At 68.5% G+C, this 23634-nt stretch carries 23 protein-coding genes and 1 tRNA gene; 14 read left to right on the top strand and 10 right to left on the bottom strand.

The features are described 5' to 3' along the window. Positions 1-71 precede the first annotated feature (71 nt). From AC1MED_RS14370 to AC1MED_RS14355, 4 genes are all read right to left on the bottom strand, one after another. Positions 72-1037, bottom strand: coding sequence for an NUDIX hydrolase (locus tag AC1MED_RS14370; protein WP_346960649.1), 966 nt, complete (start codon positions 1035-1037; stop codon positions 72-74). 11 nt (positions 1038-1048) lie between these two features. Next, complete coding sequence (locus AC1MED_RS14365; RefSeq protein WP_479783875.1) at positions 1049-3313, bottom strand: RNA degradosome polyphosphate kinase; 2265 nt, start codon at positions 3311-3313, stop codon at positions 1049-1051. A 103-nt stretch (positions 3314-3416) separates the two neighbouring features. Then, positions 3417-4418 (bottom strand): mycothiol synthase, encoded by a 1002-nt coding sequence (gene mshD / locus AC1MED_RS14360; protein ID WP_479783874.1) that lies wholly within the window; start codon positions 4416-4418, stop codon positions 3417-3419. A gap of 289 nt (positions 4419-4707) precedes the next feature. Further along, positions 4708-5406, bottom strand: coding sequence for a winged helix-turn-helix transcriptional regulator (locus AC1MED_RS14355; protein ID WP_146336841.1), 699 nt, complete (start codon positions 5404-5406; stop codon positions 4708-4710). Between the two features lie 352 nt (positions 5407-5758). On the opposite strand from AC1MED_RS14355, the gene AC1MED_RS14350 reads away from it, so the two are divergent. The 6 genes from AC1MED_RS14350 (at position 5759) to AC1MED_RS14325 (ending at position 11296) form a co-directional block, all read left to right on the top strand. Beyond that, positions 5759-6493: a permease gene (locus AC1MED_RS14350; RefSeq protein WP_479783873.1), complete on the top strand. Its 735-nt coding sequence runs from the start codon at positions 5759-5761 to the stop codon at positions 6491-6493. Between the two features lie 183 nt (positions 6494-6676). Beyond that, positions 6677-7291, top strand: coding sequence for a nitrobindin family protein (locus tag AC1MED_RS14345; RefSeq protein ID WP_479783872.1), 615 nt, complete (start codon positions 6677-6679; stop codon positions 7289-7291). Positions 7292-7363: 72 nt separating this feature from the next. Continuing rightward, complete coding sequence (locus tag AC1MED_RS14340; protein WP_479783871.1) at positions 7364-8119, top strand: flavodoxin family protein; 756 nt, start codon at positions 7364-7366, stop codon at positions 8117-8119. Positions 8120-8141: 22 nt separating this feature from the next. After that, the gene (ygfZ, locus tag AC1MED_RS14335) at positions 8142-9224 is read left to right on the top strand and encodes a CAF17-like 4Fe-4S cluster assembly/insertion protein YgfZ (protein WP_479783870.1); all 1083 of its coding nucleotides are present in this window, start codon (positions 8142-8144) and stop codon (positions 9222-9224) included. Next, complete coding sequence (locus AC1MED_RS14330; protein ID WP_479783869.1) at positions 9221-9652, top strand: ankyrin repeat domain-containing protein; 432 nt, start codon at positions 9221-9223, stop codon at positions 9650-9652. Before ygfZ ends, AC1MED_RS14330 begins: the two co-directional genes overlap by 4 nt. 102 nt (positions 9653-9754) lie before the next feature. Next, the gene (locus AC1MED_RS14325) at positions 9755-11296 is read left to right on the top strand and encodes a DHA2 family efflux MFS transporter permease subunit (RefSeq protein WP_479783868.1); all 1542 of its coding nucleotides are present in this window, start codon (positions 9755-9757) and stop codon (positions 11294-11296) included. Here AC1MED_RS14325 and AC1MED_RS14320 read toward each other — a convergent pair. From AC1MED_RS14320 to AC1MED_RS14300, 5 genes are all read right to left on the bottom strand, one after another. Then, entirely contained in the window at positions 11293-12003 is a 711-nt protein-coding gene (locus tag AC1MED_RS14320) for a GNAT family N-acetyltransferase (protein ID WP_479783867.1), read from the bottom strand. The genes AC1MED_RS14325 and AC1MED_RS14320 overlap by 4 nt on opposite strands. Positions 12004-12072: 69 nt before the next feature. Further along, complete coding sequence (locus tag AC1MED_RS14315) at positions 12073-13098, bottom strand: 6-phosphofructokinase (RefSeq protein WP_346960639.1); 1026 nt, start codon at positions 13096-13098, stop codon at positions 12073-12075. Positions 13099-13288: 190 nt separating this feature from the next. Beyond that, a complete protein-coding gene (locus tag AC1MED_RS14310) occupies positions 13289-13543 on the bottom strand; it encodes a PspC domain-containing protein (RefSeq protein WP_175321158.1) in 255 nt (84 codons plus the stop codon). A 3-nt stretch (positions 13544-13546) separates the two neighbouring features. After that, on the bottom strand, positions 13547-13816 hold the full coding sequence (locus AC1MED_RS14305) for a hypothetical protein (RefSeq protein ID WP_346960638.1): 270 nt from the start codon (positions 13814-13816) through the stop codon (positions 13547-13549). A gap of 1 nt (position 13817) precedes the next feature. Further along, the gene (locus AC1MED_RS14300) at positions 13818-15467 is read right to left on the bottom strand and encodes a PspC domain-containing protein (RefSeq protein WP_479783866.1); all 1650 of its coding nucleotides are present in this window, start codon (positions 15465-15467) and stop codon (positions 13818-13820) included. A gap of 125 nt (positions 15468-15592) precedes the next feature. Here AC1MED_RS14300 and AC1MED_RS14295 point away from each other — a divergent pair, with 125 nt between their 5' ends. After that, the gene (locus AC1MED_RS14295; RefSeq protein ID WP_479783865.1) at positions 15593-16921 is read left to right on the top strand and encodes an ATP-binding protein; all 1329 of its coding nucleotides are present in this window, start codon (positions 15593-15595) and stop codon (positions 16919-16921) included. After that, on the top strand, positions 16918-17607 hold the full coding sequence (locus AC1MED_RS14290) for a LuxR C-terminal-related transcriptional regulator (RefSeq protein WP_479783864.1): 690 nt from the start codon (positions 16918-16920) through the stop codon (positions 17605-17607). The genes AC1MED_RS14295 and AC1MED_RS14290 overlap by 4 nt, the downstream gene beginning before the upstream one ends. Before the next feature lie 426 nt (positions 17608-18033). Here the strand turns inward: AC1MED_RS14290 and AC1MED_RS14285 are convergent, their stop codons facing one another. Beyond that, positions 18034-19251: a pyridoxal phosphate-dependent aminotransferase gene (locus AC1MED_RS14285; RefSeq protein ID WP_479783863.1), complete on the bottom strand. Its 1218-nt coding sequence runs from the start codon at positions 19249-19251 to the stop codon at positions 18034-18036. A gap of 289 nt (positions 19252-19540) precedes the next feature. On the opposite strand from AC1MED_RS14285, the gene AC1MED_RS14280 reads away from it, so the two are divergent. From AC1MED_RS14280 to AC1MED_RS14255, 6 genes are all read left to right on the top strand, one after another. Next, positions 19541-19613 (top strand) — tRNA-Trp (locus tag AC1MED_RS14280). An 80-nt stretch (positions 19614-19693) separates the two neighbouring features. Next, positions 19694-19978 carry a preprotein translocase subunit SecE gene (gene secE, locus AC1MED_RS14275; RefSeq protein ID WP_056738571.1) on the top strand — a complete coding sequence of 95 codons (285 nt, stop codon included), beginning with the start codon at positions 19694-19696 and terminating at the stop codon, positions 19976-19978. Positions 19979-20091: 113 nt separating this feature from the next. After that, positions 20092-20898, top strand: a complete 807-nt coding sequence (gene nusG, locus AC1MED_RS14270) for a transcription termination/antitermination protein NusG (protein ID WP_346960921.1) — start codon at positions 20092-20094, stop codon at positions 20896-20898. A gap of 130 nt (positions 20899-21028) precedes the next feature. After that, positions 21029-21460: a 50S ribosomal protein L11 gene (gene rplK, locus AC1MED_RS14265; RefSeq protein WP_003803853.1), complete on the top strand. Its 432-nt coding sequence runs from the start codon at positions 21029-21031 to the stop codon at positions 21458-21460. Between the two features lie 188 nt (positions 21461-21648). Next, positions 21649-22356: a 50S ribosomal protein L1 gene (gene rplA, locus AC1MED_RS14260; RefSeq protein ID WP_138768556.1), complete on the top strand. Its 708-nt coding sequence runs from the start codon at positions 21649-21651 to the stop codon at positions 22354-22356. 95 nt (positions 22357-22451) lie between these two features. Beyond that, positions 22452-23594, top strand: coding sequence for a GNAT family N-acetyltransferase (locus AC1MED_RS14255; protein WP_479783862.1), 1143 nt, complete (start codon positions 22452-22454; stop codon positions 23592-23594). Positions 23595-23634: the final 40 nt, after the last annotated feature.

The raw sequence follows: 23634 nt of genomic DNA, 5'->3' as shown, positions 1-23634 counted from the left end.
CCAAAGATCCCGCAGTTATGTACCAAGTACTTGATACAAACTAGGGCCGCTAGACGCCGGGGTCAAGGACCCTAGTCGTCGAAGGGCCGGAACTGCTCCACGGCCACGACCTTGCCCTTGCTGTGCGTAACGTGACAGACGATGATTTCGCCGGGTGAGAGGAAGGGGTCCGCGGACGGCAGCAGGGCCCGCAGCCGGGAGTTCATGTGCTTGCCCAGCTGCGCGAAGACCGTCGGCAGCGCGGGGCGGTGCGTGCACAGGGCCACGGCGCGTCCCTTGTCGAACAAGGACTCCACGACGTTGGCTGTCTTGTGCGGGCTCCGGCCGTGCAGGTGCTCGGTCAGCGATTCGTGCAGCTTCACCTTGGCGTCGACGGCCTTGGCGTAGGGCGCAACCGTGGCTACGCAGCGGAGCCAGGGACTCGTCACCACCCGCGGCGGGCTCCAGGCCTGGAGGAGCCGGCCCACGGCCTGGGCTTGGCGTGTCCCGGTGGCAGCAAGCGGACGGTCGCCCTCGGCCTTGGACCAGGAGGAGCGCGGCTTGGCTTTGGCGTGGCGCAACACCAGCAGCGGCCAGGTGTCCAGTTCGCCGCGGGAGTGTGCCGCCGCGAGGTGCTCCAGCGGGGCACGGTCGCTGGGGTTGCTGAGCAGGCCGGCGGCCTTCTCCGGCGAACACCACATGACGCTGTCCACCTCCTTGCCATCCGGGCGGAGCGGGGCGCCGTCGACGTCGACCGCCCAGTAATGCACCACCTTCAAGCCCGCCGCCACGTGGTAGTGGATGGGCGGGAGCGGGATGCCTAGGGGAGCCTTGAGGCCGATTTCCTCTTCCACCTCGCGGGCGGCGCATTCGGGCACGGTCTCGCCCGGATCAAGCTTGCCCTTGGGCCAGGACCAGTCGTCGTAGCGGGGGCGGTGGATCAGCAGGACCTCAAGCTTGTCCTTGTTGACGCGCCACGGCAGGGCGCCGGCCGCGACGACGGCTATCGCCTCGCCCGGGTGGTCGGTCTGGTCCGCGACCAGGGAATCGCTGCTCACAAGCCGCGGCCCTAGCGCAGGCTCGCCGAGCGCTGCCGCGAACGCGATGCGAGCAGCCATGACTGGACGTCCTGCAGTGCGGTGCCGTCCTCCGCGAGGTGGTGGCGGACCCATTCGCCGCTGTTGTCCAGATGCCAGCTGGCGGTACCCGGATCCATGTAGCGGCGGAGCATGTCCAGGACATACGAGGTGTCGTCCCCGCTGGTGAGCTGCACCAGGGCCTCCACCCGCCGGTCCAGGTTGCGGTGCATCATGTCGGCCGAGCCGATGTAAACCACCGGGTCTCCGGCGTTGGCGAAGGCGAAGACTCGGGAGTGTTCCAGGAAGCGGCCCAGGACGGAGCGCACGGTGATGTTCTCGCTGAGTCCGGGGACGCCGGGGCGCAGGGAGCAGATGCCGCGGACAATGACGTCGACCTGCACCCCGGCCTGGGAGGCCCGGTAGAGGGAGTCGATGATGGCTTCGTCCACCATCGAGTTCACCTTGATCTGGACGCGGGCGGCGATCCCGGCCCGGGCGTTGCGGATTTCGGTTTCGATCCGGTCGATCAGCCCGGAGCGGACTGACCGCGGGGCAACCAGCAGCCGCTTGAAGGTGGACTTGGGCGCGTAGCCGGACAGCTGGTTGAAGAGCTTGGACAGATCTTCGCCCACCTGCTCGTTGGCGGTCAGCAGGCCGAGGTCCTCGTAGTACCGGGCGGTGCGCGGGTGGTAGTTCCCGGTGCCGATGTGGCAGTAGCGGCGCAGCCCGTCGACTTCCTGTCGGACCACGAGCGAGAGCTTGCAGTGGGTCTTGAGGCCCACGATGCCGTAGACCACGTGTACCCCGGCCTGCTCCAGCTTCCGGGCCCAGGAGATGTTGGCCTGTTCGTCGAAGCGGGCCTTGATCTCCACCAGGGCGAGCACCTGCTTGCCGGCCTCGGCGGCGTCGATCAGGGCGTCAACGATGGGCGAGTCGCCGGAGGTGCGGTACAGGGTCTGCTTGATGGCCTGCACCTTCGGGTCCGCGGCGGCCTGCTCGAGGAAGGCCTGCACGGAGGTGGAGAAGGAATCGTACGGGTGGTGCAGGAGGATGTCCCGCCGCCGCATGGCCGCGAAAACATTCGCCGCCTTGGAGGTTTCCGATTCGTTAAGGTGCCGGGACGTGTGTGGCACGTGCTTGGGGTAGTGCAGGTCCGCGCGGTCGATCCCCGCGATCACGGAGAGCCCGCGAAGGTCCAGCGGGGCCGGGACGGAGTAGACCTCGGATTCCTCCACCCCGAGTTCGCGGATCAGCAGCGCCCGGATGTTGGGGTTGATGTCGTTGGTGACCTCGAGCCGGACCGGCGGCCCGAAGCGGCGGCGCAGCAGTTCCTTTTCCAGGGCCTGCAGCAGGTTCTCGGCGTCGTCCTCTTCGACCTCGACGTCCTCGTTGCGGGTGACCCGGAAGGTGTGGTGCTCCAGCACCTCCATCCCGGCGAAGAGCTGGTCCAGGTGGACGGCGATGACTTCTTCGAGGGCGATGAAGCGCGCCACCCGCCCGGGCACGGAGCCGGCGCGCGGGCCGTCGATCGAGATCAGCCGCGGCAGCTGGTCCGGGACCTTGACGCGGGCAAAGAGCTCCTTGTCGCTGACCGGGTTGCGGACGACGACGGCCAGGTTCAGCGAGAGCCCGGAAATGTAGGGAAACGGGTGGGCGGGATCCACGGCCAGCGGGGTCAGGATCGGGAAGACCTTTTCCGCGAACATGGCGCTGAGCTGGTCCTTGGCCTGGTCGTCCAGCTCGTCCCAGTGCATCAGGTGGATGTGTTCGTAGGCCAGTGCGGGGCGGATCTGTTCGGCGTAGACGCGGGCGTGGCGTTGCTGGAGCCGGTGGGCGGCCTCGCCGATTTGTTCCAGGACCTGCATGGGGCTCAGCCCGGCGGGGGAGGGCACGGCGAGGCCGGTGGCGATGCGGCGCTTGAGCCCGGCAACCCGGACCATAAAGAACTCATCCAGGTTGGAGGCGAAGATGGACAGGAAGCTGACGCGTTCCAGCAGGTAGAGGTTGGGATCTTCGGCGAGCTCCAGGACGCGTGAGTTGAACGCCAGCCAGCTCAGCTCCCGGTCCAGGAAGCGGTCCGGGCTGATGTCGCCTTCCGGTTCCAGGTTGGGGGCGAACTCGGGGATGTCGATCCGGTCCTGGGTGGCGCGCGAGGCGGGCACTTCGGAGGAGCCGAACCGTGCCCGCGCGGGACGCGCGGCCTTGTCCGGCGTAGCGGCTTCAGACGTGGCGGTCCGGGCAGATTCCCGTTGCATGGTCTCTCCTAATGCTGGCGCGATTTAGCTTCAACCTTACAAGGATTCAGGTCCGGACGAGCCCAGGTTTCGGCCGCCGTCGGGCGCCCGGCCGCCGGCGTGGTTACCGGCCTTCCCGCGGCGCGTACATGACGTCCACGTCCCAGCGCGAAAAGCCGAGCCGCCGGTACAGGGCGACGGCGGGGATGTTGTCGGCGTCGACGTAGAGCATGACGGCGTGCAGGCCCTGCTGCTGCAGGTGCTTGATGCCGGCGATGGTCAGGGCCTTGCCCAGGCCGGTGCCCTGCGCGGCGGGTGCGACGCCGACGACGTATACCTCGCCGATCGCCGGGTGCTCCCCGTGCCGGGGGTGCACCTTGGTCCAGTGGAAGCCGAGGATCCGGCCGGCGGCGTCGACGGCGAGCAGGAAACCGGCGGGGTCGAACCACGGCTCGGCCATCCGGGCCTGCAGGTCGTCCAGGCTCATGTTCCCTTGTTCGGGGTGATGGGCGAAGGCCTCCCGGTTGACCGCCAGCCAGGCCTCCTCATCCCGGCCCGGGACGAAGCTGCGCAGCGAGATGCCCTCCGGCAGGGCGGCGTCGGGCAGCTCCGAGGCCGCGGTCGCGAGCCGCATCTTCCACAGTTCACGCACCGGCGCGTACCCGTAGCGCGCGGCGAGGTCCGCGGCGGCTTCATGGTTGCCGTGCGACCAGGCCTTCAGCCCCGCGAAGCCGCGCACCTTCTGGAGCTCGGCCACCAGCCGGTCCGCGACGCCCTGGTTGCGGTAGCTGGGATGGACGGCCACCTCCAACACCCCGGTGCCGTCGGCATCCTCGACGACGACGGCGAACCCCGCCAGGTCGTTGCCCCGGGCGTGGCCGGAAACGGCGCCGGAGGTGCCGGAGTCGTCGCGGGTGTAGTCGGGGGAGTAGAGGGCCAGGGCCAGCACGCTGTGCGGGCCGGTGCCCGCGGCGCGCAGGGTCACCAGGGTCTGGTCGGACAACGGCGGGTTGCCGTCGGATTCCTCGGCGGCGGCCACCAGGGTCTTGACATCCTGCAGCAGCCGTTCATCGACGGCTCCCTGCAGGGTGAGTACGGGCCAGTTCTCCGGATGCGCAGGACTCATGGTGCAAGGCTATACGTCCGCTGCCCGCCGGCGCGTGGAAAACCCGTGGATTTGATGCATCCGCCCGGGGCACGTATAGTCAGTATCTCATCCGGCTGAACGGTGCGAAACCGTTGAGTGGATGTGAGGGGGATCCACCACTGGGGTGGCCTCGATACGTTCGACCCGTATGTCCTCCACTGCAACGCCACGCGGCGCACGAAAGCCCCGGACTCCTGAGTCCGGGGCTTTTTCGTGCAGTGCTGGAGGGGCTGTACCCGGGGCCAACCCCGGGGCGGGGCGGGGCCGGTCAGGCCTCGGTGAGTTCCTCGTCCGGCTGCCGGACCAGGGTGAGGCGGTACCCGACGTTGCGCACGGTGCTGATCAGGTTTTCGTGGTCGGCGCCGAGCTTGGCCCGGAGCCGGCGGACGTGGACGTCCACGGTCCGGGTGCCGCCGTAGTAGTCGTAGCCCCAGACCTCGGTGAGGAGCTGCTGGCGGGTGAAGACGCGGCCGGGGTGCTGGGCCAGGTACTTGAGCAGTTCAAATTCCTTGAAGGTCAGGTTAAGTGCTGCCCCGTTTACCCGCGCCGTGTAGCTCGCCTCATCGATCACGACGCCGGCCGCCCGGATCTCCGTGGGGGTGTCGTCCGCATCCGGCAGGGCGCGGGCGACGCCGAGGCGGATACGAGCCTCCACTTCGGCGGGACCGGCGGATTCCAGGAGGATGTCGTCCACGGCCCACGCAGAGGAAACGGCGGCCATGCCGCCTTCCGTGAGGATCAGCATGAGCGGCGCGCTGAGCCCGGTCGCTTTGAGCAGCTGGGTGAGGGAGCGGGCGCCGACCAGGTCCTTGCGGGCGTCCAGCAGCACGATGTCGCACGGATCGGTTTCGAGCAGCGCCGTGGGCTCGGCGGGAAGAATGTGGACGCGGTGGTTGAGTAGTTCCAGCGCAGGAAGGACATCCACCGATGAGCCGGTGCTGTTCGTCAGTAGCAGGATGTGCGACATGGTTCCTCCAAGGGGTGTCCGCGCATCATTGGGCGTCTGAACCGGGCTTCCACCGGCCGGTACTGGGCTTCCGGACGGTGCCTGCCTGCGGCTGCCGGAGGAAGCGTAGCTGAACTTTGAGTATACCCAAATGCCCCTCGGCAGACACTGTTCCGCCGCTCCAGCGTCCCTCTTTTGCGACACAAAACGTTCACATAGGGCAGGATTGATCCGTCAGGGCCTGCCGCTCCGGCGGAGTCGAGCAGGCCGAGTGGGTCCGCAGTGAGCGAAGGTGCCGGTTGATCGTGGCTATGTTGATCGTGGGGGACCGCGTTGGGGGTCCCCGGCTGGGGTACGCCCCGGGGGGAATGCAGTGAGGTCACGGAGTGTAGGTGTCATCGGGCTGGCCGGCCTGGCCGCGATCGTTGCCGGGGCTTACTCCACGCCGGAGGTCCTGCTGGCCGTCGCTGCCGTCACGGCCGCGTTCGTCGGCATCGGCTGGCCGCACTTCCTGGGCATCCCGGCCAAGAAGACCCTGGCCGCCCTGATCGGCCTGCCCGGAATCGGTTCGGCGGTGGCGGCCACCTACCTGCCCGCGCCGGGTTTCCTGAACTGGACGCCCGCGTTTGTGGCAGCCGGGGTGATGGCCATCTTCGTGATGCAGCTGATCCGCGGTACAGGGCAGGCCCAGCGGCTGGAATCCACCCTGGGGTCCAGCGCCGGAGTCCTGTTGTCCTGCCTCGGCGCCGGCTGGATCGCCTGCTCGCGCTTCAACGGGGTCAAGGAAATGCTGCTCATCGCGGCCATCAGTGCCGCGATCGCCCTGATGGCGGGCCTGATCCGCTGGCCGGACCGGATCGTCGCGCCGCTGGGTATCGTCGGGGCGGGGCTCGCCGGTCCGCTGGCCGGCCTGGTGTTCTCCGACATCGCCGTGCTGCCGGCCGCCCTGGTGGGGATCGCCGTCGGCGCCGTCCTGGTCAGCTTCCGCCGGCTGGTGATCATCCGCGGCACCTCCTTGAACCTGCCGGCGGTGCTGGGCATGGGCCTGGGGCCCGTCTCCGCGGTCGGTTCGCTGGCCTACTTCATAGACAAACTACTCCTTCACTAAAGCGTTAGGATGGCATCATGTCCGTACTTGCATTTGAGATCTTCTTCCTTGTCCTGCTCGGCGTGGCCAGCCTTTCGATGGCCTGGTTTGCCGGTTTTGTCGTCTACCGGCTCTTTAAGGGCCAGAAGTAGACAGCCCTACCCTGTACCCGTCCAGAACCCGTAGTTTCCAGAGGTAGCTGCTGTGCCGATTGAAATTCCTACAGATCTGACGCCCGAAATCGTTCCGCTGTCCTGGCTCATTGGTGAGTGGGAGGGCCGGGGCCGGCTGGGCGCCGGGGAAGAGGACTCGGAACACTTCCTCCAACACGTCTCCTTCACCCACAACGGCCTCCCGTACCTGCAGTACCGGGCCGAGTCGTGGCTGACGGACGACGAGGGAACCAAGCTCCGCCCGCTGACCGTGGAGACCGGCTTCTGGGCCCTGGAGCGCAAGCAGCGTGAGGAAGACGGCGGCCCTGGGCTCATCCCGGCCGACATCGTCCCGGTGCTCAAGAGCGCCGACGAGGTCGAGGAACTGCGCAACAGCGACGGCGGCTTCGACATCTCTGTCTCCATCTCGCATCCGGGCGGGATTTCCGAGTTGTATTACGGCCAGATCAAGGGCCCGCAGATCCAGCTCAGCACCGACATGGTGATGCGCGGCAGCCACTCCAAGGAGTACACCGCGGCGACGCGGATCTTCGGCCTGGTCGACGGCAAGCTGCTCTGGCGCTGGGACGTTGCCGCCGGCAAGGGGTCGACGCCGGGCGGCGGCCTGGAGGCGCATGCCTCCGCGATCCTCAGCAAAGTCGGCTGAACCGCGCGTCCGGCAGGAAGCCGCGGTCTCACTGAATTTCCGTTGTCCGCAGCGAACGCAGGGAGCACCACAGTGAACGACTCAGCAAGCGGCGCAGGCAGCGCGGCAAACGGCGCCGCGGCACGCGGCAATTACAGCGACCTCAAGGCCGTGTTCTTCAACGGAACGCTGAAGAAGTCACCGGAGACCTCCAACACGCAGGGCCTGATCGAGATCAGCCGCCGGATCATGGAAAAGCAGGGCGTTGCCACCAGCGTCATCCGGACGGTGGACCACGACATTGCCAGCGGCGTATACCCGGACATGCGCGAGCACGGCTGGGCCAGCGACGAATGGCCGGCCCTGTACCCGGCCGTGCAGGAAGCGGACATTGTGGTGGTCGCCGGACCGATCTGGCTCGGTGACAACTCATCCCAGACCAAGAAGCTGATCGAGCGGCTCTACGCCCACTCCGGCGAACTGAACTCCCAGGGGCAGTGGGCGTTCTACCCGAAGGTGGGCGGCTGCCTGATCACGGGCAACGAAGACGGCATCAAACACTGCGCCATGAACGTGCTCTACAGCCTCCAGCACATCGGCTTCACTATCCCGCCGCAGGCCGACGCGGGCTGGATCGGCGCCGTGGGCCCCGGGCCCAGCTACCTGGACGAGGGCTCCGGCGGACCGGAAAGCGATTTCACCAACCGCAACACCACCTTTATGACCTGGAACCTGCTGCACCTGGCGCGGATGCTCAAGGACGCCGGCGGCATCCCCGCGTTCGGCAACCTGCCCGAAGGCTGGGAGGCCGGCACCCGATTCGACTTCGAAAATCCGGAATACCGCTGAGCGCTCAGGACTTCTACTTCATATGACTATCAAGAGCCCACTGCTGTCGCGCCCGGGCGCCGTCGAAGCGGCCGGTGCGGACGCCGGCGTCGCCGCCCACTACGGCGAGCCGCTGCGCGAGCAGCGCGCGCTGGCCGCCGGCGCCGCCGTCGTCGATTTGTCCCAGCGCGGAGTGGTTACGGTGGCGGGCCCGGACCGGCTGAGCTGGCTCAACACCCTGTCCTCCCAGCAGCTCACCGCCCTGGCCCCCGGCCAGTCCACCGAACTGTTGCTGCTCAGCGTGCAAGGCCGGATCGAATTCGACGCGCGGGTGCTGGATGACGGCGCCACCACCTGGCTGATCGTGGAAGCGGCGGAGGCCGCGCCGCTGGCCGAATGGCTCACCAGGATGAAGTTCATGCTCCGGGTCGAGGTCGCCGACGTGTCCGCGGACTGGGCGGTGCTCGGCAGCACCCGGCCGGTTCCGGACTGGGCCGGGCTCCAGGTCTGGGAGGACCCCTGGCCGCACGTGGGCGCCGGCGGGTACTCCTACGCCGTGGTCGGTGAGGACGCCCACCCGGGCCTGGAGCGGCCCTGGTTCGAATACCTCGTTCCGGCCGCCGAACTCGAGGCCACCGTGGGGGAACGCCCGCTGGCCGGGGTCCTGGCAGCCGAAGCGCTCCGGATCGCCGCGTGGCGCCCCCGCTGGGGCGCCGAGACCGACGACAAGACGATCCCGCACGAACTGGACCTGCTGCGCACCGCCGTGCACCTGGCCAAGGGGTGCTACAAGGGGCAGGAAACCATCGCCCGGGTGCACAACCTGGGCCACCCGCCGCGCCGGCTGGTCTTCCTCCAGCTGGACGGCTCGCAGCACACGCTGCCCGCCGTCGGCAGCGAAGTGCGGGCCGGCGAACGGAAGGTCGGCACGGTGACGTCCGTGGCGCAGCACTACGAGATGGGGCCGGTAGCCCTGGCCGTGATCAAGCGCTCCGTCGCCCCGGACGCGGTGCTGACCGTGATGGACGGCGAGGAACCCTACACCGCGGCGCAGGAACCCATTGTGGCGCCGGACGCAGGCCAGGTCGTGGGACGGCAGACCGGATTCCTCAGGGGGACCCGATGAACGCGGACTCTGCCAGCGGCGGCCCGGTGAGCGGCGGGCCGGAAACGGGCGCCCCCGACGACGAGACCCTCGCTCTGGCGCACACCCTCTTCGACGCCGCCCGCGAGGGCAACTCCGCACTGCTCGGCGGCTATCTCGCGGCGGGCGCGCCGGCCACGCTGACCAACGCGGCAGGGGATTCGCTGCTCATGCTGGCCGCCTACCACGGCCACGCGGACACCGTCCGGCTGATCCTGGCGCACGGCGCCGACGCCAACACGGCCAACGACCGCGGCCAGACACCGCTCGCCGGGGCTGTGTTCAAGGGCTACCCCGACGTCGTCCGGGTCCTCGTGGACGCCGGTGCCGACCCCGACGCCGGACACCCCTCCGCCCGGGCCGCGGCGCAGATGTTCGCCCGGACCGAAATCCTGGCGCTCCTGCGCTGAGTACGGCCACCGCCGCGCCGGCCCGAGCCGGAACCAGCACCACCGGATAGACCCCCGTTCCACCAAAAATATCAGCCCGGCAACAGCACCCTAAGGAACCTCATGGAAAACGTAGCGAGGCCCTGGGCCGCCCTGTGGTCGCTGGTGATCGGATTTTTCATGATCCTGATCGACACCACCATCGTCTCGGTGGCCAACCCGCGGATCATGGAAGGCCTGAACGCCGACATCAATTCGGTGATCTGGGTGACCAGCGCCTACCTGCTCGCCTACGCCGTCCCGCTGCTCATCACGGGCCGGCTGGGTGACCGCTTCGGCCCGAAGAAGCTCTACCTGTCCGGACTGGTCGTCTTCACCCTGGCCTCGCTGTGGTGCGGGCTCTCCGGCGACGTCCACACGCTGATCGAGGCCCGGGTGCTGCAGGGCCTCGGGGCTGCGATGATGACGCCCCAGACGATGGCGGTCATTACCCGGATCTTCCCGCCGGACCGCCGCGGCGCCGCGATGGGCATCTGGGGTGCCACGGCCGGCGTCGCCACCCTGGTGGGACCGATCCTGGGCGGTGTCCTGGTGGACGGGCTGGGCTGGGAGTGGATCTTCTTCATCAACATTCCGGTGGGCATCACCGGCTTCATCCTCGCTCTGCGCTTTGTTCCGTCGCTCAGCACCCACCCGCACAAGTTCGACATCCCCGGCGTGCTGCTGAGCGCCGTCGGCCTGTTCCTGCTGGTGTTCGGCATCCAGGAGGGCGAGACCTACAACTGGGGCACCATCACCGGCCCCATCACCGTGTGGGGCCTGATCATCGGCGGCATTGTCGTCCTGGTCGCGTTCGTGGCCTGGCAGCGGGTCAACAAGGGCGAGCCGCTGCTGCCGCTGGGACTGTTCAAGGACCGCAACTTCTCGCTCGCCAACGTGGGCATCACCACGGTCGGGTTCACCGTCACCGCCTTCAGCCTCCCGCTGATCTTCTACTACCAGGTGGTCCGCGGCCTGACCCCGACGCAGTCCGCGCTCATGATGGTCCCCATGGCGGTCATCTCCGGCGGCCTGGCACCGGTCGTGGGCAAGATCATCGACCGGGTCAACCCGAAATTCATCACGGCCGCCGGCCTGACCCTGATGTCCGTGGCGCTGTTCTGGAACGCCTCGCTGATGCACCCGGACACCCCCATCTGGCTCTTCCTGCTCCCCAGTGCGGTGCTGGGATTCGCGAACGCCGGCATCTGGGCGCCGCTGAGCTCCACCGCCACCCGGAACCTGCCGCCCCGGCAGGCCGGGGCAGGTTCCGGCGTCTACAACACCACCCGCCAGATCGGCGCGGTCCTGGGCAGCGCTGCCATCGCGGTGCTGATCCAGGCCCGGCTCGCCGCGGAGCTGCCGGCGGTGCCGGGAACCGCGGGGGAGTCCAACCCGATGGCATTCGGCGGCCAGCTCCCCGAGGCGCTGCACCAAGGATTCTCGACCGCTATGGGCCAGTCCATCCTGCTGCCCGCCGCGGTGATCCTGCTGGGCGCAGCCGTAGCGCTGTTCTTCGCCAAGCCCCAGCCGCAGCAGGGCTGGGGAGCGCCGGGCACGATCCCGGCGACGGGCGCGGACAGCCGGCATGCCGCCGCGGACGGCGCCGGGGCCACGCGGGGTTAGCCCAGCAGCACGCTGGTCTGGATGCCGCCGGCGGTGAAGCCCAGGCTCCGGGCCAGCGCCAGGGACCCCTTGTTGCTGACATCGGAGCGCCATTGCAGCGTCAGGCCCGAGGCCAGTGCCTCGTGGGCGGCAATCGAAGCGGCCAGCGTCCCGACGCCCCGGCGCCGCCACTCAGGTGCCACCAGCACGCCGAGCTGCGCCAGGATGCCTTCCCACTCGGTGTAGGCGCCGCACGCCACGGGCGTCCGGCCGCCGTCGTCGACGTGCATGATCGTAAAGCGGTGCTCAAGGTCCGCCAGGCCCACCTCGTTGACGTCGTCCGGCGGGCAGAGCGTCTCAAGTTCGATCGCTTCCGGGTTCCCGTGCGAGACGGTCAGCTCCTCGGCGGGCTGCTGCAGCGGCAGGTCGTCGGCGAAGAACAGCGCGGCGGCGCCCAGCCCGTGGCCGCCGTGCCCGCGGGTGATGGTCAGCAGCGTTACGTGCTGCGCCAGCTCCTCGTCGCTAAACCCGGACGCGGCGTCAAGGGCCCATTTCGGCCCGACCAGCGCGGAACTCCCGAACAGCCGGACAAACTGCAGGGAGCGGGCAGCGTCGTCGGCCCGGGTGAGGCGGCGGCCCCGGGCGGTGGCGAAAGCGCCGTCGTCGAGCCCCAGCCGGCGTGCCCACGCGAGCTGGATGATTTCAGCGGAACCGGGGGCGAGAGTCATGCCTCAACCCTACCCAGCGGCGGGTCCCAGCCGGAGAGTGCGAGCCGGGAAGCCCGGCCGGACGAGGCCTCAGCCGAAGAGAACCGCAGCTTCCTCGTAGCGGTGCTGCGGCACACTCTTGAGGTTGCCGAGGGCGGCATCGAAGCCGACGTGGACGATGTCGGTTCCGTTGAGGGACACCATGGTTCCCCAGCGCTGCTCCACCACCGAATCGATCGCGGCCATGCCCAGGCGGGTTGCCAGCACCCGGTCGAAGGCGGTGGGGACGCCGCCGCGCTGGATGTGGCCCAGCACCGTGGCGCGGGTCTCGATCCCGGTCCGGGCCTCCAGTTCGGGGGCCAGGAGTTCGGCGATGCCGCCCAGGCGCGGGCGGCCGAAGGTGTCCAGTCCGCGCTCGGAGTGCGGGGATTCCTGGCCTTCGGGGACAAAACCTTCCGCGACCACGACCAGCGGGGCTCGGCCGCGGTCGCGGGCCGAGATGACCCATTCGGTGATCTGTTCCATCGAGGCCTTTTGCTCGGGGATTAGGATGGCGTGGGCGCCGGAGGCCATGCCGGCGTGCAGCGCGATCCAGCCGACGTGGCGGCCCATGACCTCGGCGATCATGGTCCGGTGGTGGGACTCCCCGGTGGTGCGCAGGCGGTCAATGGCCTCCGTGGCGATCTCGACGGCGGTGTCGAACCCGAAGGTGTAGTCGGTGGCGTCGAGGTCGTTGTCGACGGTCTTGGGCACGCCGACGATCTTCAGGCCGGCGTCGGTCAGGCGCTTCGCGGCGGCGAGGGTGCCTTCGCCGCCGATGGCGATGATGGCGTCGATGCCGAGCCGGTCCATGTTGGCCTTGATGACCTCGGGGCCGCCGTTGTTCTCGAACGGGTTGGTCCGGGACGTGCCCAGGATGGTCCCGCCCTGCTTCGCGATGCCGCGGACTAGGGCACGCGGGATGTCGATGACGTCGCCCTCCACCACGCCGCGCCAGCCGTCCAGGAACCCCACGAATTCGTGGCCGTGCACGGCGATGCCTTTCAGGACGGCGCCGCGGATCACGGCGTTCAGTCCGGGGCAGTCTCCGCCGCTGGTGAGGATTCCAATTTTCATGTCTCGGCTCAAATCCTGGTTCGAAGGGGTACAGGCAGAGCGCCACGCTGAGCTCACCTAGAAGTCTACTGGCGCATGTGGGGCAGGACACAAACCGTGTCCGACGCACAGTGCCCCCGCCGGCGGAGGCGGGGGCACTGTGTGCATGTGGTGCAGTTGGGGTGGTGCGGTTGGGGACCTGCGGGACGGCTCAGGGACGGCCGGCGCGCTTCTCGAGGAAGGACTCGAGGATGATCGCGTTCCGCTGGTCCGGGAGGATCAGCCAGGCCGCCAGGTAGAACACGAAGGCGGGGCCCGGGATCAAGGCGAACAGCAGGTACCCGATCCGGACGTACGCGACGTCGACGTTCAGCTTGGCGGCAATCCCGCCGCAGACGCCGCCCAGCCAGCGCTGCGGACCGCGTTTCAGGCCGAGGCCCCTGACGATGCTGAAGAACTTATCCATGGTTCAAGACTTCCCTGTTGTAGTTTCTTTGTCACGTCCGCGGGCGGACAGCAGTCCGCCGATGACCAGCGCGGCGCCGGCTCCGATCATCAGGCCGATCAGCACGTAGGTGCCGTTCAGGGCGACGAGGCCGAGCCGGGAGATGATGATCAGTGCGGCCAGGGCCAGCACGATCAGTCCCCAGACCACCGTCCCCACCCGGGCCCGGGGGGCGCCGGCCGTCGCCGGCAGCGCGGTGGATTCCGGCGTTTCCGCCGGGTCGTAGCTGCTCATGTCAGTTGCCTTCCTTCACGGTGATGTTGCTCAGGGTCCCGGAGATCTTCACGATCAGGCGGCTGCCTGGCCTATCCGTGTTGTAGTCGCTCTGCTGGGTCGTCACGCCGCTGTGGTTGCCGCGGCCGTCGTTGAGGTTGCCCATGGTCATGTCCGCCTGGACCTGGACCGGGATATTGGTGGGGATGGCCACCGTGACGTTGCTCGCCGTGGCATCCAGCCGGACCACGACGTCGGATCCCAGGGGCGGGGTCAGGCTCAGCTTGGTCAGGTCAACCGTGCCGGTGCCGCCGGTGATGTCGAAGCCGTCCCGGGCCTGCTCGATACTCACCGGGGCCCAGTCGATGTTCTGGAAGCGCGCCCGGTCGGCATTGGGGACCAGGTTGAAGATCCCGCCAATGACCAGCGCCACGACGGCGAAGAAGCCCAGGATTCCGGCGGTGCGGCCCCGGAGCCCGGACACCAGGATCCCAAGCCCCAGCACGGCTGCGCCGCTGGCCCACACCACCGCGTTTCCCGCGGTGCCGAGGTTGATGGCGTGCGCGGCATCGAGTGCCTTGATGCCGCCGCCCACCAGGAGGGCGATGCCGGCGGTCACGGCCACGGCAGGGGCGCCGGGGCCGAGGTTGCGGGGCTTCGGAGCCGGCACCGGGGGCGGCACGTAGCCGTATCCGCCGCCGTAGGGCGGGGCGGGATCCAGGGAAGGCGGCGCGGCCCAGCCGGGAGGCGCTGCGGGTTGATCCTCGCCGTAGCGTCCCGGGAGTCCTTCCAGCGGGAGGGTTTGGTTGGAGAGGGGCTGGCTGGAGAGGGGCTGGTTGGGAGCCGCAGCCGCAGTGCCGGCGCTGCCGTAGGCGCTGCCGGCGTCGTCGCCTGGCGTGGCGGAACTTCCGGTGCCGGTGCCTGCTGCGCTGCCGCCGGCGCCCGCCGCACTCCAGCCAGTGCCGCCCGGCCCTTGGCCTGGCCCCTGGCCCGGGGACATAGGGGTCCCTGCGGCTCGGGCCTTGTTGCGCTGGGTCAGATAGTAAATGACGTAGATGGCACCGCCCACCCAGAACACCGTCCAGACGAAGGCGCCGAAGCCGTAGCGGTCCCAGCCCCAGACACCGCTGCCCAGGCTGGGGAAGCCGATGATGGTGGTGATCAGGGCGCCGGTCATACCTGAGCTCCAGCGGCCCGCGGCTGCCTCCTGGACATGGATCCGTCCGTCCGGCTCGGGCAGCAACGCCCACGCCAGGCCGTAGAACAGGACGCCCACGCCGGCGAACACCGTCAGGACAATCAGGATGCCGCGCACGATCAGAGGGTCGACACCGAGCCGCTGGGCTATGCCGCTGGCGACGCCGCCGATCCAGCGCTCGCGGCCCCGGTAGATGCCGTGGCTGCGAACCCAGTCAAAGAAGTTCTGCGGCTGCGGGCCTCGGCCCGGCGCGCCGGTGTAAGGCGGCGGGGTGGGCCCGGAATACGAACCGGCATAGGAGGGGTACTGGCCGCCCGGCGGATAGAGGGGCGGTGCCTCCCCGGCAGGTTCGCCGGGGGCCGGGGCAGTGGCCCCGGAGCTGTCTGCGGGGCCGGTGGAAGAGTCGCCCGGGGTGCCTTCCGGCCGGCCCGGAGCGTTCGGGTCCTCGTCGGGGTGCGGAGTATGCGGATTCATACCTCGATCCTCCCGCCAGCAGGGTCCCGCGCTCTACTGGGGAAGACCCTGAACGATCCCTGAGCGGCCCCCGGTTCAGCCCGAAAACGGCTCCGGGGAACCCCGGTCCGTGTTTGGATTGACCTATGACGACAGCCGTTTCCCGCCCGCCGCTGGCCCGCAGCAGCGACCGCGTCATCGCCGGTGTCTGCGCGGGCCTGGCCCAGCACCTGGGCTGGCCGGTGCAGATGGTCCGGATCGGCATGGTGGTGGCGGCGCTCGCCGGCGGGGCCGGCGTCGCCTTCTATGCCTGGCTCTGGATCATGGTCCCCACCGCGGACGAGAGCGCCAAGCGCAACGCCCGTCAGCCGGCGTCGCCGATCGCCCCGGCGGTGAGCGGGCGCCCTGTCAGCGGGCCCCCGCCCGGCGCTCCGGCCGGGTCTTGGCGGACCCGGTTGCCCGGCCTGGCCTACGGCAAGGAAATCCTGCTCGGCGCCGGACTGCTGCTGGCCGCCGGAATCCTGATCGCGCGGCTCTTTGGCCTGGACGTCCCGCTGGGCACCCTGATCCCGGTTGCCGCGATCCTTGGCGGCGCCGCCATTGCCTGGATGCAGCTGGACGAAACCCGGCGCGCGGGCATCGTAGACAAAACCAAAGCCGACCAGGCCGGCGGCTGGGCCAGGCTCGCGGCCGGGCTCGCGCTGGTGGTGGCCGGGGTGCTGCTGATGGTCTCCGGGTCCGGCTCCTGGGAACAGACCTGGCTCGCCCTGCTGGCCTCCGTGGCCGTCCTGGGCGGCGTCGCGCTGGTGCTGCTGCCCTGGGGGTTGAAGTTCTGGCGCGATCTGGAGGCCGAACGCGCCGGCCGCGTGCGGGCCACCGAACGCGCCGAGATCGCCGCCCACCTGCACGACTCCGTGCTCCAGACCCTGGCGCTGATCCAGCGGCGGGCCGGCAATGAGCACGACGTCGTCCGCCTCGCCCGCGCCCAGGAACGCGAACTGCGGGGCTGGCTCTACCGGGACCCGGGCCGCGACGCAGGCCAGCTTTCCGACGCGATCAAGGCGGCTGCGGCGGAGGTGGAGGACTCGCTGGGGCACGCCGTGGAAGTCGTGACCGTAGGCGACTGCGCCATGACCGAACGCCTCGAGGCCATGGTCCAGGCGGCCCGGGAAGCCATGGTCAACGCCGCCCGACACGGCGGCGGCGCCGTGTCGGTGTACCTGGAAGCCACCGACGCCGCCGCCGAGGTGTTCGTCAAGGACCGCGGGCCGGGGTTCGACCCGGGGGCCATCCCGGCGGACCGCCTGGGCGTGCGGGAATCCGTGATCGGACGGATGCGGCGCCACGGCGGCACCGCCGTCATCGCCAGCAGCCCTGACGGCACCGAGGTGCGGCTCCGGCTGCCATTCGCGGCCGCCGGAACCAACGGAACCGGAACCAACGGAACCGGGATCAACGGAGAGGAAACACAGTGAGCAGCCAACCAGAGGGCACCGGCGGGGCCGGGACTCCGCCCGGGGCCACGCGCGTGGTGATCGTCGATGACCACGCCATCTTCCGCTCCGGACTGAAGGCCGACCTGGATCCCGGCATCGTCGTCGTCGGGGAGGCGGGAACCGTGGAGGAAGCGGTCGCCGTCATCGCCAAGGTGCGTCCCGACGTCGTATTGCTGGATGTCCACCTCCCCGGCGGACTAGGCGGCGGCGGACGCGACGTGCTGGCCGGCTCCGCGGCACTGCTGGGCAGCACCAAGTTCCTTGCGCTGAGCGTTTCGGATGCCGCCGAGGACGTCGTGTCCGTGATCCGCGCCGGCGCGCGGGGCTACGTCACGAAGACCATTTCCGGGGCCGAGATCAGCGACGCGGTGCGCCGTGTGGCGGGCGGCGACGCCGTCTTCTCACCCCGGCTGGCGGGCTTTGTCCTCGACGCCTTCGGCACCGCGCCCGCGGAGATCGCCGACGACGAACTGGACCGGCTGTCCGCCCGCGAGCTGGAGGTTATGCGGCTGATCGCCCGCGGCTACAGCTACAAGGAAGTCGCCAAGGAGCTGTTCATCTCGATCAAGACGGTCGAAACCCACGTCTCGGCGGTGCTGCGCAAACTCCAACTGTCCAGCCGACACGAGCTGACGCGCTGGGCCGCGGAGCGCCGCCTCCTCTGAGGACGCTCCCTCAGGTCCGGCGGCTTCCCACCCGACGCTCCCGCAGGTCTGGCGGGTTGCCACCGGACGCTCCCTCAGGTCCGGCGGCTTCCCACCCGATGCTCCCGCAGGTCTGGCGGGTTGCCACCGGACGCTCCCGCAGGTCTGACGGCTTCCCACCCGACGCTCCCTCACGTCCGGCGGCTTCCCACCAGACGCCCCCTCAGGTCTGGCGGGTTGCCACCGGACGCTCCCGCAGGTCCGGCGGGTTGCCACCCGACGCTCCCTCAGGTCTGGCGGCCAGACGCCACCGCTCCCTCACCCGTGTGCTGCGCAGGTGAGGGAGCGTTGGCGGTACACCGGCTAGAGGTGAGGGAGCGTTGGCGGTACACCGGCTAAAGGTGAGGGAGCGTCGGGTTTATTGCTGCAGGATCTGAGGGAGGGTTGCTACTTGGCCTTGCCGAGGAAGTCCTGGAGGCGGCCGACCCCGGTCGCGAGGTCCTCGTCGCCCAGCGCGTAGGACAGGCGCAGGTAGCCTGAGGGACCAAAAGCCTCGCCCGGCACCACAGCGACCTCCACTTCGTCGAGGATGAGCGCGGCGAGTTCGGCCGACGTCGAGGGCCGGATCGGGCCGTTCGCAGTGGGGAACTCCTTGCCCAGCAGCGCCCGGACGTCGGCGTAGACGTAGAAGGCACCCTTAGGCGTGGGGCAGTCCACGCCGTCGATCGCGTTGAGCCCGGCCACAATGGCCTTCCGGCGCCGGTCAAAGGCCACCTTCATCTCGTCCACGGCCGTCAGCGGGCCCGACACAGCCGCGAGGGCGGCGATCTGCGGGATGTTGGAAACGTTGGAGGTGGCGTGCGACTGCAGGTTCGTGGCGGCCTTGATGACGTCGGCCGGGCCGATCATCCAGCCCACCCGCCAGCCGGTCATGGCGTAGGTCTTGGCCACGCCGTTGAGGATGACCACCTTGTCACCGAGTTCGGGGACAGCCGTGGCGATCGAGGTGAAGGGCACGCCGTCGTAGGTCAGGTGCTCGTAGATCTCATCCGTGACCACCCAGAGGCCCTTGGCGGCGGCCCACTGGCCGATCTCCTTGACCTGCTCCGGTGAGTAGACGGCCCCGGTCGGATTGGACGGGGAGACGAAGAGCAGGATCTTAGTGCGCTCCGTGACGGCCGCTTCGAGCTGTTCCACGGTAACCAGGTAGCCCTGCTCCGGGCCGGCGAAGACCTCTACCGGCACGCCGCCGGCAAGCCGGATCGCCTCCGGGTAGGTGGTCCAGAACGGCGCCGGGACAATCACTTCGTCGCCCGGGTCCAGCAGTGTGGCGAAGGTGTTGTAGACGGCCTGCTTGCCGCCATTGGTCACCAGCACCTGCGACGCTTCGGCCTTGTAGCCGGAGTCGCGGAAAGTCTTGTCCGCGATGGCCTGCTTCAGTTCGGGCAGTCCGCCGGCGGGGGAGTAGCGGTGGTACTTCGGCTGGCTGGCGGCCTCGATGGCGGCCTGGACGATGTAGTCGGGGGTCGGGAAGTCAGGTTCTCCGGCGCCGAAGCCGATCACCGGTCGGCCGGCCGCCTTCAACGCCTTCGCCTTGGCATCGACAGCCAGTGTGGCGGATTCGGCTATGGCGGAAATGCGCTGGGAAATGCGGGCGGCAGGCATTGCGGGTCCGTTCTTCGCGTGCAGCTCGTGGCTGGATGTGGGATTCGACGAAATCTACTCTATGCTGTTCAGCGGATCCTCCGGGGTGCCGGGTGGGAATGTGACCCGCAGCGGGAATGGGACTGACGAGTCAGCCGATTTCCGCAGGCAGCCAGGGGTCCGGACAGGGCCGGTTCGACGTGGGCGCAGTTGTTGCGTAGACTGGTTCTCCGGTGTTGAAAACACGATGATGGCGTGCGCCTCAGGGAAGCCTGCGGAACCAACGCACTCAGACCGGTTTTCGATCCATAGGGTAGTGGCGCAATTGGTAGCGCAGCGGTCTCCAAAACCGCAGGTTGCAGGTTCGAGTCCTGTCTGCCCTGCGCAAGCTGTTCCGGGGGTTTACCGGAACCAGCGCAGCAACCATGGTTCAGTCCAGAGCCGGGTATCCGACATCGCGAGGATGAGTGAGGACCAGGTGACCGAAACAGCTGCCAGCAGCTCCAAAGGCCGCCCCGCCAAGAATGCCCCCAAGGCAGGCTTCTTCGCTCGGATTGCACTCTTCGTCCGCCAGGTCATCGGCGAACTGAAGAAAGTCGTTGCTCCCACCCGCAAGGAACTGATCAACTACACGCTCGTGGTGCTGGTGTTCGTGGTCATCATGATGGTGATCGTCACCCTGCTGGACCTGGCCTTCGGGACCGGAGTGAGCTGGGTCTTCGGCGGAACAGGCGCCACGGACCGCTAAGGCGACCGGTCCGCAGACTGCGTGGATCTCCGAGAAATCCGGAGCTTCCGCGGGGTGTGCGGAATTGAGTCATTTAAATAGGCATGTTAGGCAATGAGGAAGCAGGAGACCAAGTGTCTGAGCAGGAGCTCGAGGTAACTGAGACTGAGCTGGATAAGAGCCAGGACGCCGCGGTGGAAGCCGCGGAAGGGTCCGAGGCCGAGTCTGCTGCGCCCGAATCCGACGCCGCCGACGAGTCTGCTGACGAGGCCGTAGCCGCCGAGGACACCGCAGCCGGCGAGGAGGGCGATGCCCTGGCAGCCGCCGCCGCGGCGGCCGAAGTCGACCCCGCCGATGAATTCCGCGCCAAGCTGCGCCGCCAGGAGGGTGACTGGTACGTCATCCACTCCTACGCCGGCTATGAAAACCGCGTCAAGGCCAACCTTGAGACCCGCATCCAGACCCTGGACATGGAAGATTACATCTTCGAAATCCAGGTCCCGATGGAGGAAGTCGTTGAGATCAAGAACGCTCAGCGCAAGGTCATCAACCGCGTCCGGATCCCCGGCTACGTCCTGGTCCGCATGGACCTGACCGACGCCTCCTGGGGCGCCGTCCGCCACACCCCCGGCGTCACCGGCTTCGTGGGCAACGCCCACAACCCCGTGCCGCTGCGCCTCGACGAGGTCTTCTCCATGCTCGCCCCGGTCTTCGAAGAAGAGCAGGCCGAGAAGGGAAAGCCGGTCAAGCACGCTGCCGCCGCGGTCGACGTCGACTTCGAGGTCGGCGAATCGGTTATCGTCAAGGAGGGCCCGTTCGAGACCCTTCCCGCCACGATCTCCGAGATCAAGGTCGATTCGCAGACCCTGGTGGTGCTCGTTTCCATCTTCGAGCGCGAGACCCCGGTCACCCTGGCGTTCAACCAGGTCAGCAAGATCTAGCAACACCCACAGAATTCGCCCCGGGCTGCCCGCTTAGCAGCCTCGGAGCGGCCGGCCGCCTCGCCATGGCGGCCAACAACCTGAGGCACGCTCCTGTGTCCCAGGACGTAATTGAGAGAAGGACCCTACATTGGCTCCCAAGAAGAAGGTCACCGGCCTCATCAAGCTGCAGATCCAGGCAGGTGCTGCCAACCCGGCCCCGCCGATCGGTCCTGCGCTTGGCCAGCACGGTGTCAACATCATGGAATTCTGCAAGGCGTACAACGCTGCGACGGAAGCCCAGCGCGGCAACGTTATTCCGGTTGAAATCACCGTTTACGAAGACCGTTCGTTCACGTTCATCACCAAGACCCCGCCGGCTGCAGAGCTCATCAAGAAGGCTGCAGGCGTCGCCAAGGGTTCGGCTACCCCGCACACCGTCAAGGTTGCCAAGCTGACCCAGGCCCAGGTCAACGAGATCGCCTCCACCAAGATGGAAGACCTCAACGCCACCAGCCTGGAAGGCGCCGCGAAGATCATCGCCGGCACCGCCCGCTCCATGGGTATCACCGTCGAGGGTTAATTCCCCCACCGCTGATGCGGCGCCGGGTCCGGGAAACCGGGAACGACGCCGGGCAGCACCGCCGGGCGACCGGCACCACCTAAACATTGAAATATCGGGACCCGCAACGGATAAACCGTCCGGAATCCCGACTGTGGCAGGGCCCAGCGCGGTCCGCAGACCACAACTGCACAAGGAGAATAAGCAGCATGGCAAAGCGCAGCAAAGCATATGAGGCAGCCGCCGCCAAGATCGACGCGGAGAAGTTCTACGCGCCGTTCGAGGCAGTGACCCTCGCCAAGGACACCAACCCGTCCAAGTTCGACGCCACCGTTGAGGTCGCGTTCCGCCTCGGCGTCGACCCCCGCAAGGCCGACCAGATGGTCCGCGGCACCGTCAACCTGCCGCACGGCACCGGCAAGGTCGCCCGCGTCCTCGTCTTCGCCACCGGCGACAAGGCCGAGGCCGCAATCGCAGCCGGCGCCGACTTCGTTGGTTCCGACGACCTGATCGAGAAGATCGCCGGCGGCTGGACCGACTTCGACGCCGCCGTCGCCACCCCTGACCTCATGGGCAAGGTCGGCCGTCTTGGTAAGGTCCTGGGCCCGCGTAACCTGATGCCGAACCCGAAGACCGGCACCGTGACCGCCGACGTCACCAAGGCTGTCAACGACATCAAGGGCGGCAAGATCGACTTCCGCGTCGACAAGCACTCGAACCTGCACTTCATCATCGGCAAGGTTTCCTTCGACGCCATCAAGCTGGCCGAGAACTACGCCGCCGCTCTGGAAGAGGTCCTGCGCCTCAAGCCGTCCGCTTCCAAGGGCCGCTACATCCAGAAGGCCACCGTTGCCACCACGTTTGGCCCGGGCATCTCGGTTGACCCCAACGTCACCAAGGTCCTGACCGAGGTCTAATCCTCACCCGGCGTGCCGTAGCAAGCAGCGAAAAGACCGTCCCGCAGCCGCGGGGCGGTCTTTTCTGCATCCTAGACGGCGGTTAGGCTGACCCGGTGACTGCCGCCCCGTACCTCATCGAACCCCTGCAGCTTCCGTCGACCATCGACGCGCCGGATGCCGCGGAATTTCTCGAATTCGGCCGGCTCTGCGATGCACTGACCCTGGAAACCTGGGGCAGCCTGGACCGGGCCACTACCACCGGAGCCCGGCTGCGCTACTGGCGGGACAACGCTTACAGCCGGATGCGGATCTTCTTTGTCCGCGTCGACGGCAAGATGGTGGGGAAGTCATGGATCCGCTTCGAGCAGCAGGAGAACCTCGGCCGGGCGCTCCTGCACGTGGCTGTACTGAAGGCCTACACCGGCCGCGGGATCGGCCGCACGCTGCTGGAACACGCCCAGTCGCTGGCCGCCGCTGACGGCCGCGCCGTCCTGATGAGCTTCACCGAACACCCGGCGGACTTCGACGCCGACGGCCCGGGCGTGATGACGCCGTTGACCGGCACCGGCGCCCTCCCGACGGCGGCACGCGGCGTCCGCTTCGCCGCGGCGGCCGGCTACCGGCTGGAACAGGTCGAGCGGTTCAGCAGCCTGGATGTTGCTGCCGCAACGCCGGCCCTGGACCGGCTGGAACGGGACGCCCGGACCAAGGCCGCCGGTTATGAGCTGCTGTGCTGGACTGACCGCTGCCCGGAGGAATACGTGGCGCAGCTGGCAGTGCTGATGTCACGGATGAGCACGGACGCGCCGACCGGAGGGCTCAGCTACGACGAGGAGACCTGGGATGTAGCACGCGTGCGCCACGTGGAGGACACCTGGAAGCAGGCCGGCAACGTCTCGCTCGTGGCGGCGGCCCGCCACCGGCAGAGCGGGGAGCTGGCGGCGTACTCGGTGCTCGAACTGGCGCCCGGCAAACCGTGGCTCGCCGAGCAGGACGACACCCTGGTGGCCGCCAACCACCGCGGGCACCGCCTGGGCATGCTGGTGAAAATTGCCAACCTCCGCCGGCTGGCCGGCTACCCGGACGTCCGGCGCGTCACCACCTTCAACGCTGCCGAAAACGACCACATGCTCGCCATTAACGTCGCCCTCGGTTTCCGTCCTGCGGGCTGGGACGGGGAATGGCAGCGGTCCGTCGCCCCGGAAGCCGTGGGGAGCGCGGCGGAAGCCGCGGGAAGCACCCCGGCCTCAGGGTGAGGTGCGCCGGCGTCGGACGCCGCCGGAAAGTCCCCGGTGC

The organism is Arthrobacter sp. BI5, from assembly GCF_056680065.1.
The sequence above is the reverse complement of the archived record's forward strand: the minus strand, read 5'-3'. Positions and strand labels throughout refer to the sequence as shown.